This window comes from Pseudomonas sp. FW305-20 (genome assembly GCF_058788075.1).
Genome location: NZ_JBYTAJ010000009.1, coordinates 22,724 through 37,962 on the forward strand (window position 1 = coordinate 22,724; position 15,239 = coordinate 37,962).

19 protein-coding genes are annotated in these 15,239 nt (G+C 56.9%); 12 read left to right on the plus strand and 7 right to left on the minus strand.

All coding sequences use genetic code 11. From position 1 onward, the window contains the following. Window positions 1–249: 249 nt before the first annotated feature. Together AC3WP4_RS10105 and AC3WP4_RS10110 are read left to right on the plus strand one after the other, a co-directional pair. Window positions 250–1,143, plus strand: coding sequence for a sensor histidine kinase (locus tag AC3WP4_RS10105; protein ID WP_102614793.1), 894 nt, complete (start codon window positions 250–252; stop codon window positions 1,141–1,143). Further along, the gene (locus AC3WP4_RS10110) at window positions 1,140–1,796 is read left to right on the plus strand and encodes a response regulator (protein ID WP_074878783.1); all 657 of its coding nucleotides are present in this window, start codon (window positions 1,140–1,142) and stop codon (window positions 1,794–1,796) included. Before AC3WP4_RS10105 ends, AC3WP4_RS10110 begins: the two co-directional genes overlap by 4 nt. On the opposite strand, the gene yegS is transcribed toward AC3WP4_RS10110, so the two are convergent. Continuing rightward, window positions 1,780–2,697, minus strand: a complete 918-nt coding sequence (yegS, locus tag AC3WP4_RS10115; RefSeq protein ID WP_102614794.1) for a lipid kinase YegS — start codon at window positions 2,695–2,697, stop codon at window positions 1,780–1,782. The genes AC3WP4_RS10110 and yegS overlap by 17 nt on opposite strands. A gap of 229 nt (window positions 2,698–2,926) precedes the next feature. Between yegS and AC3WP4_RS10120 the strand changes: the two genes are divergently transcribed. Continuing rightward, a complete protein-coding gene (locus tag AC3WP4_RS10120) occupies window positions 2,927–3,241 on the plus strand; it encodes a hypothetical protein (RefSeq protein WP_074878786.1) in 315 nt (104 codons plus the stop codon). A 60-nt stretch (window positions 3,242–3,301) separates the two neighbouring features. Here AC3WP4_RS10120 and AC3WP4_RS10125 read toward each other — a convergent pair whose 3' ends face one another. Both AC3WP4_RS10125 and moaB read right to left on the minus strand, forming a co-directional pair. Beyond that, on the minus strand, window positions 3,302–4,528 hold the full coding sequence (locus AC3WP4_RS10125; RefSeq protein WP_102614795.1) for a molybdopterin molybdotransferase MoeA: 1,227 nt from the start codon (window positions 4,526–4,528) through the stop codon (window positions 3,302–3,304). After that, window positions 4,512–5,051: a molybdenum cofactor biosynthesis protein B gene (moaB, locus tag AC3WP4_RS10130; protein WP_074878790.1), complete on the minus strand. Its 540-nt coding sequence runs from the start codon at window positions 5,049–5,051 to the stop codon at window positions 4,512–4,514. Before moaB ends, AC3WP4_RS10125 begins: the two co-directional genes overlap by 17 nt. 81 nt (window positions 5,052–5,132) lie before the next feature. Between moaB and mobA the strand changes: the two genes are divergently transcribed. After that, a complete protein-coding gene (gene mobA / locus AC3WP4_RS10135) occupies window positions 5,133–5,735 on the plus strand; it encodes a molybdenum cofactor guanylyltransferase MobA (protein ID WP_074878792.1) in 603 nt (200 codons plus the stop codon). Between the two features lie 76 nt (window positions 5,736–5,811). Continuing rightward, window positions 5,812–6,033, plus strand: a complete 222-nt coding sequence (locus AC3WP4_RS10140; protein ID WP_074878794.1) for a YgdI/YgdR family lipoprotein — start codon at window positions 5,812–5,814, stop codon at window positions 6,031–6,033. Window positions 6,034–6,122: 89 nt separating this feature from the next. On the opposite strand, the gene AC3WP4_RS10145 is transcribed toward AC3WP4_RS10140, so the two are convergent. From AC3WP4_RS10145 to AC3WP4_RS10155, 3 genes are all read right to left on the minus strand, one after another. Continuing rightward, the gene (locus tag AC3WP4_RS10145; protein ID WP_074878796.1) at window positions 6,123–7,013 is read right to left on the minus strand and encodes a pseudouridine synthase; all 891 of its coding nucleotides are present in this window, start codon (window positions 7,011–7,013) and stop codon (window positions 6,123–6,125) included. A 71-nt stretch (window positions 7,014–7,084) separates the two neighbouring features. Continuing rightward, complete coding sequence (locus AC3WP4_RS10150; protein ID WP_008145883.1) at window positions 7,085–7,402, minus strand: hypothetical protein; 318 nt, start codon at window positions 7,400–7,402, stop codon at window positions 7,085–7,087. 156 nt (window positions 7,403–7,558) lie between these two features. Then, a complete protein-coding gene (locus AC3WP4_RS10155) occupies window positions 7,559–7,795 on the minus strand; it encodes a glutaredoxin family protein (protein ID WP_074878797.1) in 237 nt (78 codons plus the stop codon). Window positions 7,796–7,999: 204 nt separating this feature from the next. Here AC3WP4_RS10155 and AC3WP4_RS10160 point away from each other — a divergent pair, with 204 nt between their 5' ends. Next, window positions 8,000–9,712 (plus strand): cation:proton antiporter, encoded by a 1,713-nt coding sequence (locus tag AC3WP4_RS10160; protein ID WP_074878799.1) that lies wholly within the window; start codon window positions 8,000–8,002, stop codon window positions 9,710–9,712. On the opposite strand, the gene AC3WP4_RS10165 is transcribed toward AC3WP4_RS10160, so the two are convergent. Beyond that, window positions 9,709–10,917: an ammonium transporter gene (locus AC3WP4_RS10165; RefSeq protein WP_074878800.1), complete on the minus strand. Its 1,209-nt coding sequence runs from the start codon at window positions 10,915–10,917 to the stop codon at window positions 9,709–9,711. The genes AC3WP4_RS10160 and AC3WP4_RS10165 overlap by 4 nt on opposite strands. A 306-nt stretch (window positions 10,918–11,223) precedes the next feature. Between AC3WP4_RS10165 and AC3WP4_RS10170 the strand changes: the two genes are divergently transcribed. The 6 genes from AC3WP4_RS10170 to AC3WP4_RS10195 all read left to right on the plus strand — a co-directional run bounded on the left by AC3WP4_RS10170 (window position 11,224) and on the right by AC3WP4_RS10195 (window position 15,233). Next, window positions 11,224–11,538: an ElaB/YgaM/YqjD family protein gene (locus tag AC3WP4_RS10170; RefSeq protein ID WP_074878802.1), complete on the plus strand. Its 315-nt coding sequence runs from the start codon at window positions 11,224–11,226 to the stop codon at window positions 11,536–11,538. A 1-nt stretch (window position 11,539) separates the two neighbouring features. Next, complete coding sequence (locus AC3WP4_RS10175; RefSeq protein WP_008145878.1) at window positions 11,540–11,929, plus strand: phage holin family protein; 390 nt, start codon at window positions 11,540–11,542, stop codon at window positions 11,927–11,929. Next, window positions 11,926–12,267 (plus strand): hypothetical protein, encoded by a 342-nt coding sequence (locus tag AC3WP4_RS10180; protein WP_074878804.1) that lies wholly within the window; start codon window positions 11,926–11,928, stop codon window positions 12,265–12,267. The genes AC3WP4_RS10175 and AC3WP4_RS10180 overlap by 4 nt, the downstream gene beginning before the upstream one ends. Window positions 12,268–12,445: 178 nt before the next feature. Then, window positions 12,446–13,774 carry a deoxyguanosinetriphosphate triphosphohydrolase gene (locus AC3WP4_RS10185; RefSeq protein WP_074878806.1) on the plus strand — a complete coding sequence of 443 codons (1,329 nt, stop codon included), beginning with the start codon at window positions 12,446–12,448 and terminating at the stop codon, window positions 13,772–13,774. Window positions 13,775–13,959: 185 nt separating this feature from the next. Next, complete coding sequence (locus AC3WP4_RS10190) at window positions 13,960–14,352, plus strand: response regulator (protein ID WP_076028159.1); 393 nt, start codon at window positions 13,960–13,962, stop codon at window positions 14,350–14,352. A 254-nt stretch (window positions 14,353–14,606) separates the two neighbouring features. Continuing rightward, window positions 14,607–15,233, plus strand: a complete 627-nt coding sequence (locus tag AC3WP4_RS10195) for a response regulator transcription factor (RefSeq protein WP_074878811.1) — start codon at window positions 14,607–14,609, stop codon at window positions 15,231–15,233. Window positions 15,234–15,239 lie beyond the last annotated feature (6 nt).

Consider the following 15,239-nt stretch of genomic DNA (forward strand, 5'->3'; position numbering starts at 1 on the left):
TGCTTACGACAACTCGAAACCAAATAAACCACTCTTTCAGCCAACTTTTTCCATTATGGAACTGCTGTCCATAGAGTGCTTGTTTCCTGACTCGACTGACATATAGACCAAACGCGACCAACGGTATCTTAGGTGGTAGTATGCCGCCCATTAGTTGACGTCAATTAATGGCAGATTGACTCCAGACAGAGACCGTTATCCTCGATGCCCCGGTCTTCCCGCAGCGAACATCTATTGGCTCCATCCGCTATGTACGCCAGCCTCAAGTCAATCATACGAAGGCTACCCTCCTCAAAGTACGCGCACCTGGTCATGCTTGTGTTGTGTACCTGCTCGGCGCTTGGCAGCGCGCTGGTTTATAGCCTGTCCACTCGCCTGCCCCTGAGTCTGCTTGCCCTCAATATCGCCGCGTTGGCCTGCGTCTGGGTGCAGCATTGTTTTTCGCGCAAGTCGATAAAATTTCAACCCCAGGAATTGGCTGACCGGCTGTTGGAGGTTCAGGAAAACGAACGTCACCGGCTCAGTCGGGAGCTGCATGACGACATCGGCCAATTGCTGACCGCGGCAAAACTTCAAAGCGACTGGCTCAAACGCCGAATGCCCGAAGAACTCCAGGGCCAGTGTTCGGTACTCTGCGACACGCTGGAAGAGACCCTGGCCAAGGTAAGAGACGTGTCGGCCATTCTCAATCCAAGGCAGCTGACCAGCCTCGGCCTGGAAGCCAGTCTGCGCGCGCATTTACTCAAGACACTGGCCAACACACCGGTGCACTGGAGCCTGGAATGCCATCAGCGCCTGTCCGGTATACCGGAGGAAATGAGCCTGGCCGCCTTTCGTATCACCCAGGAAGCGGTGACCAATATATTGCGCCATGCCAAAGCGAAAAATCTGTTGGTCCGCCTGCAACGTCTGCCGCAGGGCCTGACGCTATTGATCAGCGACGATGGCCAGGGTTTCGCGCCAGCGACCGATCCAGGCCGAGAAGGGCAACGCGGCATGGCAGGGATGTCGGAGCGGATCAATCAGTTGGGCGGCACACTGAGCATTTGCAGCGAGCCGGGCAAAGGCACTCAAATCGAAGCCCTCTTCCCCTGGGCGCCCCGTGCGCTCGAACGGGCCAGTACGAATAAGGTTATGCGTTGACTTGTAACTTACTTCTGGTGGATGACCACTCACTTATCAGGGCAGGCGTGCGCGCCCTGGTGCTGGATATTCCCGGTTACGCGGTAATCGGTGAAGCCAATGACGGTTCGCAGTTGCTCGAGTTGGTCGAGCAGTTGTCCCCCGACATCATCCTGCTGGATATTTCCATGAAGGAAACCAGTGGCCTTGACGCATTGCAGCGACTCAAGCGCGTACGCCCGCAGAGCAAGGTGCTGATCCTGTCGATGCACACCGATCCCGCACTCATCATGCAGGCATTGGAAACAGGTGCGCATGGCTACTTGCTCAAGGACACCACGGCCACCGAGCTCGAACATGCCCTGGATGCCTTGCGTAACAATGAGCGCTACCTGAGCCCGGCCATCGCCCATACCGTCATCAGCCAGGCGCTGACCCGAACTCAGAAACACCAGCCGGAACCTGATTCGCACAACCTGACAGCGCGTCAGCTGGAAATCCTCCGGCTGATCGTTCGCGGAAAATCCACCCGGGAAATCGCCAATGGCTTGGGCCTCAGCATCAAGACCGTTGAAACCCACCGCTCGCAACTCATGAAGCGCTTGCAGATCTACGATGTAGCGGGCCTGGTACTGTTCGCCGTGCGCGAGCAGATCATCAGCCTGGATGATTGATCAATGGCGATGCCCCCAGCAGCGGCGAGTTTTCAGGTAAATGCACGCGCAGTGCCGCCGGACGTGTCGAGAAACGCAAGTTGTCTCCTTCCAGAGGTTCGCCGTCGAGGTTGATGCAGAGGCCTTCCGAGACCTTGATTTCGACCCATGGCAAGCGGACTCGCACAAACATGTTGTCGATGCCGAAGCCATCCGCCAGCAGAGTCTTCAAGGTGCCGACGATTTCCTGCGGCGCAGGCAGAATACTGATGTCCAGCAGACCGTCGTCAGCCAGCGCTTCTGGACACAGCACGTGCCCACCGCCAGCCTGCCGGCCATTGCCGATGCCCAATGCCAACAGCTCGCCGCTCCACTGGAAATCAGGCCCCTGCAACTCGCCATAAGCTGCGTGCAACTCACTGAACCGCGATAAACCGGTGAACAGGTAAGCTGCGCCGCCGAGGATTTTTTTCAAGTCCTCCGAGGTGTTTGCCGTGACCTGGCTGCCAAAACCGCCCGTGGCCATATTCAGGAACACCTGCCCGCCGACCTCCCCCAGATCAATGGCGCTCGGTGCAATGTCGAGAAGTTCCAGCGCCTGCTCGGGCTCCAGAGGCACGCCGGCGGCACGCGCAAAATCATTGGCGGTCCCCAACGGCATCAGTACCAGGCTGGCCTGTGTCGAATGCGCTGCCATGGCTTCGGCAATATCGCGCAAGGTACCGTCACCGCCACCGGCGATGATCTGTGTGTAGCCTGCCGCCAGTGCTTCATCTACCAGCCGCTGTGCGTCGCCCGCTTCCCAGGTCACTCGAACAGCCAGTTCCCAACCCTGTTCTCGCTTGTCCGCAACGGCAGAACGAACCGCCTCGTTGAGCGCTTGCTTGCCATGCAGAATCAACAGCGCCTTGCGTTCGCTCATTAGTTGTCACTCCCATGATTGAATTCCGTATAGGAAATGTTGACCTCATCTCGCCCCATAAAAGTCGCAAGAATTTGAATTTTTTGAAGTCGAGCCGTATGGCGTCCTACAAGGCGGGATTTTTTCTTACAACATGTGAGGAATCGGCTCAATTGACCGAGCAATGCGTTTGGTACACCTTGGCACCAGCAGTTATCAAACATCAGCAGAAACTACACAGGGACGTGCCATGCAAAGCCAAGAGATCAGGTCACCGGTCACTCCGGTTGCATCCTTCGCAGAAAAACGCGCCAATCATCAAGCTGAATTCAAAACCAGCGCAAAGCCCAGTGGAGAGGCTGCCATGGAATCTCGCGTCGTTGAACTGGAGACACACCTCAAATACATCCGACGAGACATCGATGAAGTCCGCAGTGACGTCAAATCCATAAAACACAGGCTTGCCTATTCGGCTATCGGAACAGCCGTCGTCATCGGCGTTCTGGCCTGGATCGCCAATAGCCGTTTCGACCAGCTCGTGACACTCCTGGCTCACCAAGGGTAAGCCATGAACGCGAAACCCGGTTCGATCAACCGGGGTTGCGCGGTAAGACAGCGGCGGGAGTCAGCTCAAGACTTCGCTCAACGGGATGAAGCCCACGTAGTCACCTTCGCTCAGCGTGCGATCCTCCAGCACCTCAACCAGACCATCAGCCCAGGCAGCGCTACGCAGTACACCAGAACTCTGATTCCTGTAGATAATTGCCCGGCCATTCTCCAGACGCCCGCGCAAGTACTCGCGTCGAGTGCCTGCTTTTGGCCATGCAAACCCTGCAGGCACCTGAAACTTAAGGGGCTCAACCTCTTTTACACCCTGGCGGCGCAAGAGATAGGGCCTTGCCAACAAAGCAAAGGTCACCAGCGTTGAAGCCGGATTGCCAGGCAACCCAATCACCGGCACGCCGCGAAAATGCCCGAATGTCAGCGGTTTGCCGGGTTTGATGGCAAGTTTCCACAACGTCAACTCGCCCTCTTCACGCAAGGCAATGCCCAGAAAATCCGCCTCGCCCACCGAGACACCACCGGTGGAAAGGATCAGATCGACATCTTTCAATTCACCAAGACAAGTACGGGTAGTCGCTAAATCATCCGGGAGAATTCCGGCGTCGATCACTTCACAGCCCTGACGCTGCAACCAACTGCACAACAACACTCGATTGCTGTTGTAAATCTGTCCCGGTCCCAGCGCCTGACCCGGTTCAATCAGTTCGTCCCCGGTGGACAGAACAGCAACGCGAACCTTGCGAATCACGTCCAGCTCTGCACATCCCAGCGATGCAACCAACCCCTGCTCGATCGGCCCGAGGCGCGTGCCGGCTGGCAGAATCAATTCACCAACGGTAGCTTCCTGGCCTTGGGGACGAATGTTTTGTCCTGGGGCCATGGTTTGGGTGAAACGTACTCGCTCATCCGCCAGAATCTCGGTGTTTTCCTGCATCTCGACGCAATCTGCACCAGCGGGCACTGGCGCACCGGTGAAGATTCGTGCACAGGTGCCAGGCTTCAACGGCTGCGGAGCCTGACCGGCAAAAATCTTCTGGCTGACTACCAGGGGTTCTCCAGTCCAGTCGGCCACGCGCAAGGCATAACCGTCCATGGCACTGTTGGGCCAAGGTGGCAGATCCAGCGTCGAGACCAGGTCATCAGCCAGCACCCGACCCTGAACCTGCACCAATGGCAAGCGTTCACGCTCACGAATCGGTGAGGCTTCCGCCATTGCCAGCAAGCGTGCCAATGCCACCTCGACAGCCATCAGGCTGCCAGTCTTGCCTGGCTTACCCGCGGGATTCACAGGGTGCCGCCTGTTTAAGATGAGTGACGAAGTTGCACGGGCGGTGCCGCGAATCCAGCTGCTCGGCAAGAATGCCATCCCAACCGGTGCGCACGGCATTGGTCGAACCCGGTAAACAGCAGACCAGCGTGCTATTGGACAAGCCGGCCAGGGCACGGGACTGAACAGTAGAGGTGCCAATATCCGCCACCGATATTTGCCTGAACAGTTCACCAAAACCGTCGACCTGTTTATCCAGCAGGCAACTCACCGCTTCCGGAGTGCTGTCGCGCCCCGTGAAACCGGTACCGCCAGTGATCAGTACCACCTGCACAACATCGTCGGCAATCCAGTTGGCGACTTGCGCGCGAATTTTGTAGAGATCATCTTTGAGCAGAACCCGGGCCGCCAGGTTATGGCCGGCAGCACTCAAGCGGTCGACGAAGAGCTGGCCTGAAGTATCGGTTTCCAGGGTACGGGTATCGCTGACCGTCAGCACCGCGATGTTGAGCGGTGCGAAAGGTACATCAGCCTTGGCTTTCATAGGCTCATCCAGTTGTAGGAGAAACAGCCCGGTGTTATATCACAGCGCTTCATTTTTTCGCCGCCCCCATGGAGACCGGCCATGACCTCGAATACACATTTGCCGCCCTGCTCCATTCTGCTCCTGGCAGGTGGTCGCGGCCAACGCATGGGCGGGCAGGACAAAGGGCTGCTGGAATGGCACGGCGAGCCATTGATTGCCCACTTGCACCGCAAGACCCGCTCACTGAGCGATGACCTGATCATCTCCTGCAACAGAAACCTGGAAAAGTACGCCCCCTACGCCGACCAACTGGTTCATGACGATGAAGGCGACTTCCCTGGCCCCCTGGCCGGTATTCGCGCAGGCCTGAAGGCCGCCCGCCATGCGCATTTGCTGGTGCTGCCTTGTGATGTACCGCGCGTAGACACCGCACTGCTCAATAGCATGCGCGATTCCGCCAGCCATCACCCGGACCAACCACTGATGCTTCGCCATGGCGAACACTGGGAGCCTCTGCTGTGCATTATTCCCGTGGCACTCTCGGCGGAATTCGAAAGCGCCTGGAGCGACGGTGAACGCAGCCCGGGTCGCCTCATGCGCAAACTGGGCGCTACGGCCCTGCAATGCCCCGACAATGACCCACGTCTGGCCAACCTCAACACACCAGAACTGTTAAGTGCCCACAACTCTGTGTCAGACTGACACGAGAAGGAACTTGCGCGCGCTCTACACGTCTCAAGCTCAGTAACCAAAAGAATTCATATTCGGAGACACACTCATGACTCAACGGACCCTCGCCACTTTCATGCTCGCACTGGGCCTCGCTACCCTCGCCGGTTGCGCATCGCCTACAGTGATTACCTTGAATGACGGTCGAGAAATCCAGGCTGTCGACGCGCCAAAGTTCGATAAGGATTCGGGTTTCTACGAATTCGAACAACTGGATGGCAAGCAGAACCGCATCAACAAGGATCAGGTTCGTACCGTTAAAGAGCTGTAATTTTTGCGGTGAACAACCGGATATGAAAAAGCCCGCTTCATGCGGGCTTTTTCGTGGCTGAAGATCGGCAGATTCGCTGAATTTGGTGATCACCACTGCAGGGTGATGGTGCTTTCGAATGCTCTTTCCTGGCCGCTGACCGGGTCCACAAATCGTAATCCCTGAGCGAGCAGTTTCAAAGGATTGGCATAGTCATCCTCAACACCCTTGAGTACGTGCGGATAAAACGGGTCGTTGCAGATGCTGGCGCCCAAGGCTGTCATGTGCACCCGTAATTGATGCTTTTTGCCTGTCACCGGGTAAAGCGCATAACGCCACAGATCACCGTTCTTCTCCGTAACCTCGACAGCCGTTTCGGTATTGCTGACGCCCGGGCCTTCCTGCATGCGGAAGAAAGGCTCGCCATCGATGAGCCGACTCTTGTGGACCAGCGGAAAAGACAGTTCAGGTAGCGCTCGGGCAATTGCCTCGTAGCGTTTTTCGATCTGCCGTGTAGGAAACAAGGACTGATAGGCGGAACGGCTCTGAGGGTTGGCGGAAAACAGCACCAACCCCGCTGTGTGCCGGTCAATGCGATGCAAAGGCACCAGATGCGGGTTATCGAGTCGACGGATCAACCGTCGCAACAGGGTTTGCTCCACGTATTCACCCGCCGGCGTCACCGGTAGAAAATGCGGCTTGTCCGCCACGACCAGATGCTCATCCGCATACAGAATCGACTCAACCACCGGGATCGGCTTTTCGTCCGGCACCTCACGGAAATAATGAATCCGCAAGCCTTCCTTGTAAGGAAGATCCAGGGCGATCGGTATGCCGTGACCGTCGAGGACACGGCCACGAGCGATTCTGTCCAGCCATTGTTCACGACCGATGGCGCTGAAGTGCTCGCACAGACAATCGAGTACGGTCCGCCACGGACCGGGCGGCAAGTAGAGCGTGCTGGCCTGGTTGTGTGCAGCAGAAAATGATGAAGTGGACATACGAAAATTCTAACCCTCAATACAGGGCGGCATTATCCAACAGCGACCGGAACGAACCTAGAAGAGAATCCTCAAGCCGGAATCTGCGTGCGCGCTGCCGCTTCGGTGAACTCCTTGAGCCAGCGCAGCACATCGACTGCCTCCCATCGACCTGGGTCATAAAGTGCATACAACAAACCCTGATAGCCCACGACATCCAGCTGCCGGTGATAGCCCGCGCGCTGGAACAAGGCTTCGATTTCGGCGAAACAGGTATTGAAATGCAGTTTATTGAAAGGAGTTTTTCCTTCTGTCACCAGGCCATCCAGGCGCAATTCGAGGACAGCCTCGCGCACCACGTCCGCCGACATCCGGTTCACGCTGTTCTTCAATTGTTCGACATTGACCACGATTCATCCCTCTCACGCCCGGACCGCCTGCCCAAAACCCGAAACCAGAGGGCAAGGCAGGCATCACGAATAACTGTATGTGCATACAGTATCCGATCAATGCCGGTAAAGCCAAGGGAACCATCGCAAAGTTCGACAGGCGGGAACACCGACCGCCTAACGCAGGAACGCCACTACCTGATCGGCACTGAACGGCCAGCCCAGCTCCGCGCCGGTATCGATCCGCCGTAAAACCGGAATACGCAGACTGTAAGCCTCGAACCATGTTTCGTCGTCCGCGATATCCACCAGTTCCACCAGCAGACCGCGCTCGACAAACTCCATCAGCATGGCTTCGGCGACTTCACAAAGATGGCAACCAACGGTGCCGAACAGCTGACATTCAGGAAGCATGATTACAAGACCCGGTAAAGTAGGCGTTCATTCTAGGCCCGCCACGAAAAGCCGTCGAGCCAGGGACATCTTGATCAAAACTGGTTTCATGAGATTTCGGCAACGCCCTGACGCAAATCATTCGACCTGAACATCACTTGCGTCATGCTCGCCGCTTTTTTGCCTCTACGCTTGAATTGCCAGCGCCCATCACCGGAGTTATTCGTGTTCGCCAACCTGTTGATCATCCTCGCTTCCTCCCTGGTGGTGATTGCGCTGTTCCAGCGCCTGCGATTGCCACCCGTGCTGGGCTACCTGTGCGTGGGCCTGATGATTGGGCCAACCGCATTCAACTGGGTAAATGACAGCGAAGAGCTGCCGGATCTCGCCGAGTTCGGCGTAGTGTTTCTGCTATTTTCCCTGGGGCTGGAGTTTTCCCTGTCGAAAATCCTCGTGTTGCGCCGAGTGGTATTCGGGCTTGGCAGTCTGCAGGTGCTGTGCTCCGGGATGCTGCTAGGGGGGTTGCTGATGCTGCTCGGCATGCCGATCACGCCTGCGCTGTTACTCGGCGCCGGCCTGTCGCTGTCTTCCACTGCCATAGTCAGTAAAGAACTGAGCAGTCTCGGCGAGATCTTCAGCAGCCACGGCCAGAATGCCATCGCCGTGTTGTTGTTCCAGGACGTCGTGGCGGTATTGCTGCTGACCCTGGTGCCGGTGTTCTCTGGCAGCAGTGACCAGGCCTGGTATTGGGCGCTGCCACTGACGCTGGGTAAAACCGTCGTACTGTTCGTGGGCCTGCTGCTGGTCAGTCGCTGGTTGCTGCCGCGGCTGTTCCATGAAGTGGCAGCTGCCCGCTCCCCGGAACTGTTCGTACTACTGGCGCTAGTCATTGTTCTGCTGACGGCGTGGCTGACGCACCTGCTCGGTCTCTCCCCTGCCCTGGGTGCATTTCTCGCCGGCATGCTGCTGGGAGAAAGCCATTACCGGCACCAGATCGAGGCCGACATCCGCCCGTTCCGCGACATCCTGCTCGGGCTGTTCTTCGTCAGTATCGGCATGCTGATCGACTTGCAGTTGTTCGCCAGCCACGGCCTGCTGATCCTCGGCCTGACCCTCGGGCTGTTGCTGCTCAAGGGCAGCGTCGTTGCGCTGCTGGTCAAATGGCGTGGCAGCGATGGCGAAACCGCCTGGCGCAGCGGCCTGGCATTGGCCCAGGGCGGAGAGTTCTGCTTTGCGCTGATGGCACAGATGCAGCAAAACAAATTGATGCCCGCGGATTTTGGTGGCCTGCTGCTGGCGGCGACCTTTTGTTCGATGCTCGTCACGCCGTTGTTGCTGCGCGCCGCCCCCCACATCGCCACACGCCTGCACCGCAAACCCAACGAAGAAGCAAAACTTGAAGAAATCAACGCGCTCAATGCCGGGTTACACAACCATGTCGTTATATGTGGCTACGGTCGTGTAGGTCAGTCAATCGGCCGCGCGCTACGCAACGCGCAACAACCCTACATCGCACTGGATACTGATCCGGTGCGTGTCCACGAAGCCGCAATGGATGAGACCTGCGTGCATTATGGCGACTCAAGTCGCGGTGAACTCCTGGTTGCGATAGGGCTGTCGCGCGCCAGGCTGCTGGTGATCGCCGTGGATCAGACCGACATTGCGTTGTTGATTCTCAAGGAAGCGCGGCAACTCAATGCGAGCGTGCCGATTCTGGTGCGCACACGCGACGACAGCCAACTGGCCGAGCTGAAGGCAGCCGGCGCCAGCGAAGTCGTGCCCGAACTGCTGGAGTCGAGCCTGATGCTCGCCTCCCACGCGCTGATCATGCTGGGATTACCCGCACATCAGGTACAGGAGCGGGCCGACCAGATACGGCACGACCGCTATCGCCTGCTGCACGGTTTCTATCCGGGTACTGATGACGAAGAAACCTAGTCCTGGCTCACAGCGCCAATCTTATGCACCGACAAGTCAGCGCCGTAATACTCTTCTTCCTGACTCAGACGCAGACCATGCAACGCCTTGATCACGCCATACACGGTAAAGCCGCCGGCCAGCGCCACGATCACCCCCAACGCGGTGCCGATCAACTGGCTGATCAGACTCACGCCGCCCAGCCCACCCAACGCGCTCTGGCCGAAAATGCCGCAGGCGATTCCGCCCCAGACGCCACACAAACCATGCAACGGCCAAACCCCCAGCACATCGTCGATGCGCCATTTGACTTGAGCCGCAGTGAAGCACCAGACAAACAATGCGCCGGCGATGACGCCGGTGACCAGCGCGCCCACCGGGTGCATCAGGTCGGACCCGGCGCAAATCGCCACCAACCCGGCCAACGGGCCGTTATGCAGAAAACCCGGGTCATTGCGCCCGATGATCAGCGCCGCCACGGTACCGCCGACCATGGCCATCAGCGAGTTCACCGCCACCAGTCCGCTGACACCTTGCAGTGTTTGCGCGCTCATTACGTTGAAACCGAACCAGCCAACGATCAGGATCCACGACCCCAGCGCCAGAAAGGGAATGCTCGAGGGCGCGAACGCCACCAGTCGCCCTTCGCGATAACGACCATTGCGCGGCCCGAGCAACAACACCGCCGCCAGGGCCAGCCAGCCACCCATGGCATGAACCACGACCGAGCCGGCGAAATCATGGAAGCTGGCGCCAAAGCGTTCCAGCAACCAGGCTTGCAAACCAAAGTTGCCGTTCCAGATCATGCCCTCGAAAAATGGATAAATGAACGCCACGATCAGCGCCGTCGCGCACAACTGCGGGACAAACCGGGCACGTTCGGCGATGCCGCCGGAAATGATCGCGGGTATTGCCGCCGCAAAGGTCAGCAGGAAGAAAAACTTCACCAGTCCATAGCCATGATCAGCATTGATCACAGCCGCCGGTTGCATGAAGGTCACCCCGTAGGAAATCCAATAGCCTATAAAGAAGTAGGCCAGGGTCGAAATGGCGAAGTCGCTGAGAATCTTCGACAAGGCATTGACCTGGTTCTTTTGTCGAACCGTGCCGACTTCAAGAAAGGCGAAACCGGCGTGCATCGCCAGAACCATGACCGCGCCGATCAGAATGAACAACGTATTGGAGCTATGAACCAGACTGTCCACAGCGCTTTGCAGATTTTCCATGGGGTTGGCAGACCTGAAGGCTAAAAAAGCACCAAAGCAGTTCGCGCAGACAATTCATGCACCAAGTTGCATCCTGACAGGATCAGCAGATCGATCCCGATGAGCCACTTTGGCGCACAAGGTTGCAACCTTTGCGCGAGTTTTCATTATTTGAGATAAGGTTTTGCTCGCATCCTGCCCAGCAACAGCGCAACGGCGCAGACAGACGCACCACGACATAGCAAAAGTTGTACCAGTCATTTGTACTGAACCTTCGCGCAAGGCTCATACTCGAACGATTCAGAAGCCACTTACGGAGATCCACCCATGGCCAGCATCAAGGCAAAGACTGCTCAAGAAATCCTGATGAATGATTTTCAGACTCTGGTCAGCGACACCGAACGGTTGCTGGAACACACGGCAACATTGGCCGGCGATCAGGCTGATGAGCTGCGTGAGCAAATCCACGACAGTCTGCTGCGTGCGCGCGAAACCTTGAAATTGACCGAAGACTCCATGCGCGAACGCGGCAAGGCTGCTGTTACCGCCACCGAAGACTATGTCCAGGCCAACCCATGGCAATCGGTCGGGATCGCGGCCGGGGTTGGTTTCCTGATTGGCTTGCTGGCCACTCGGCGCTGATATGGCTATCGGCGAATCCGGCTCGTCCGCGACGGGCCCAAGCTCCTCACCGCGGCGCCTGGGTGCTGCGTTTCTTGGACTGCTGCACAGCCATGTCGAACTGTTCGGCATTGAATTGCAGGAACAAAAAGCCCGCACGGTAAGCCTGCTGCTGTTCGCAGGCCTGGCGCTGGTTTTTGCCTTGCTGTTGCTGGTGGGCTTGTCGACGCTGGTGTTGATCCTGTTTTGGGACACCTATCGCCTGGCGGCCATCATCGGGCTTTGTGTTTTCTATACCCTCGCGGCGATTTTCTGTGCGATGCGCTTGAGAGCGGCGATTTTCGATGAATCCTCGCCCTTCCACGGCACCCTGGAAGAATTGGCCAACGATCGGGAGCGCCTGCTGCCATGAGCCTGCCTGAACTGCCTCACAACAGCTCGCGCACTGAAATGCGCAAAGCACTGATCCGCCTGCGCATGGAAATGCATCGTCAGGAAATCCGTCACGAATCCGCGCAACTGTTGCAACCCTTGCAGCGTGTGCGCGGAATGACGCAAAACCTGCAGGACGGCTTCGGCATCAAGCACGCGCCACTCTGGGGCGTGGCAGCCGTCACCTTGCTGGGCTTTCTGACGGGCAAGGGCGCCAAGGGCGGTGGCGTCAGCAGCCTCACTCGGCTGGTTCGGCTGGGCGCCACGCTGGGTCCGTTGATCAAGCTGGTCATGCAAGGCTCTTCGCGTCACCACTAAGGCCATATCTGGCCGCGTTCTTGTAACACCGGGACTGAACCTCTTTATCGAGGGGTTCAGTCCTGCGCGCCTCGCCGGCAAGCCGTGCGCCTACAGATGTGTGGGTGTTTTTCGCTTGCAGGTCCGCACGCGAACCCGGAAGCTTAAGCAACCGAACACCTGACGGAGAGAACCCGCCTTGGATTGGCAAACCCTGCTTACTCGCGAACGCCTCGGAAAGCCTCTGCACAGCCCGGAAGAACTCGGCCGCAGCCCGTTCCACAAAGACCACGACCGGATCATTTTCTCGGGCGCGTTTCGCCGCCTCGGCCGCAAGACCCAGGTCCATCCGGTCAGCAGCAACGATCATATCCACACGCGCCTGACCCACTCGCTGGAAGTCAGCTGCGTCGGTCGTTCGCTGGGCATGCGCGTCGGCGAAACCATCCGCAGCGCCCTGCCCGACTGGTGCGAGCCCAGCGACCTGGGCATGGTGGTGCAATCGGCTTGCCTGGCCCATGACATCGGCAATCCACCCTTCGGCCACTCCGGCGAAGACGCTATTCGCCACTGGTTCCAGCAAGCCGCCGGCCGTGGCTGGCTGGATGCGATGAGCGAAGTCGAACGCAATGACTTCCTCAATTTCGAAGGCAATGCCCAAGGCTTCCGGGTACTCACCCAACTGGAATATCACCAGTTCGACGGCGGCACCCGGCTGACCTACGCCACGCTGGGTACTTATCTGAAGTATCCATGGACGGCAAAACACGCAGATTCACTGGGTTACAAGAAACACAAGTTCGGCTGCTATCAGAGCGAACTTCCACTTCTGGAACAAATCGCCCATAAACTCGGCCTGCCGCAACTCGAGGAACAACGTTGGGCGCGCCATCCGCTCGTGTATCTGATGGAAGCTGCCGATGACATCTGTTACGCGCTGATCGATCTGGAAGACGGTCTGGAAATGGAGCTGCTGGAATACGCCGAAGTCGAGTCCCTGTTGCTGGACCTTGTAGGTGACGATCTGCCGGAAACCTATCGCCAGCTGGGCCCATTGGATTCGCGTCGACGCAAACTGGCGATCCTGCGAGGCAAAGCCATTGAACACCTGACCAATGCCGCAGCGCGGGCTTTTGTCGAGCAACAGGACGCGTTACTGGCCGGCACGCTGCCCGGTGATCTGGTGGAGCACATGCACGGGCCTGCCAAGCGTTGCGTGCTGAATGCGAAGGACATGGCGCGGAAAAAAATCTTCCAGGACAAGCGCAAGACCCTGCATGAAATCGGCGCCTACACCACGCTGGAAATCCTGCTCAACGCCTTCTGCGGCGCGGCACTGGAACAGCATAACGGTCGAACCCCGTCCTTCAAGAGCCGCCGGGTCCTCGATCTGTTGGGAAACAATGCGCCCGATCCTCACGGTCCATTGCACGCCTCGTTTCTACGGATGATTGATTTCATCGCCGGCATGACCGACAGCTATGCCAGCGAAATGGCGCTGGAGATGACCGGTCGTTCAAGCCACTGATAAAACCGGGGGGTCAGCCATTACACCGCGTGCAATGGTTGATTTGCCCCCCTCAAACCCCAAGTGCACTCAACGTTCGCCGAATCCCCCTACAACATGTGCTGAGCTAACTGATCGATTTATTCGGTAACTTCGCGAAATAATCTCGCTTCCTTCAGTCCAACAGAAGAAGCGTGAATACTCCTATGTTCAAAGACGATCTGCGCATCTTGCTGGTGGAAGATCATCCCTTCCAACTCCGGGCGACTCAATACCTGCTTGAGAGTTACGGTTTCACCCAACTGACCACGACCGACAGCGCCGATGGCGCCTTGCATCAAATGCTCAAGGCGGTGCAACCGTTTGATATTCTTCTGTGCGATCAATGTCTGCCCGGTCTTTGCGGACTTGATCTGGTCGAATTTGCCAGCCAGCGGGGGATGATCAGACAGGCAATACTATTAAGCAGCCTGACATCCGATGAACTGGATGAACTTGAAAAAAAGGCCAACGAACACGGACTGCCATTATTGGGATACTTGATCAAACCTCTGAAACAATCCGAATTTAGAAACTTGTTGACCTTGGCATCATTCTAAAAAAACACATACCAACCACACTAACCCCCCCGCCAAAACACAATTTGAAACTTACCTTAAACAACTCCAACACTTCGACCAACTACCAACAACCTTCACCTTTCCTCATAAGAAACCTAGTTGATACGTAGTCCTATTCTTCTTCAGCCGTAGGACTATTCCTATATTGCAGCTACAGGTACGTCAGTTCATGCGTCACCTCAACTATCTGAGCTAAGGTGCGCGCTTTATTAGAGCTCGTATGGGATTTGATTATGAACTCCGTTTTTATTGTCGACGATCACCCAGTCATCCGCCTTGCCGTCAGAATGTTGCTTGAACATGAAGGTTACAAAGTCGTCGGCGAAACCGATAATGGGGTCGACGCCATGCAGATGGTTCGCGAATGCATGCCTGACCTCGTCATACTCGACATCAGCATTCCCAAACTGGACGGGCTGGAAGTTCTCGCCCGTTTCAACGCAATGAGTACCCGCCTGAAAACATTGGTATTAACAGCACAGAGCCCAACACTTTTCGGTATTCGCTGCATGCAATCCGGCGCATCGGGATATGTGTGCAAACAGGAAGACCTGAGTGAGCTGGTCAGTGCTATAAAAGCCGTATTGTCAGGTTACAACTACTTTCCCAGCCAGGCCTTGAATCCTGTTCGCTGTGATGATGCTCGTTTTTCCGACCTGGAATTGTTCAAGTCAGTCAATGATCGGGAACTGATGGTCTTGCAACTATTTGCCCAAGGACGCACCAACAAGGAAATTGCCAAAGGCATGTTTCTGAGCAACAAGACTGTTAGTACTTATAAAAAACGCCTCATGCAGAAACTCGAAGCCAAATCTCTGGTTGAACTCATCGATATGGCAAAACGTAACGCGTTAGTGTGAGAGACA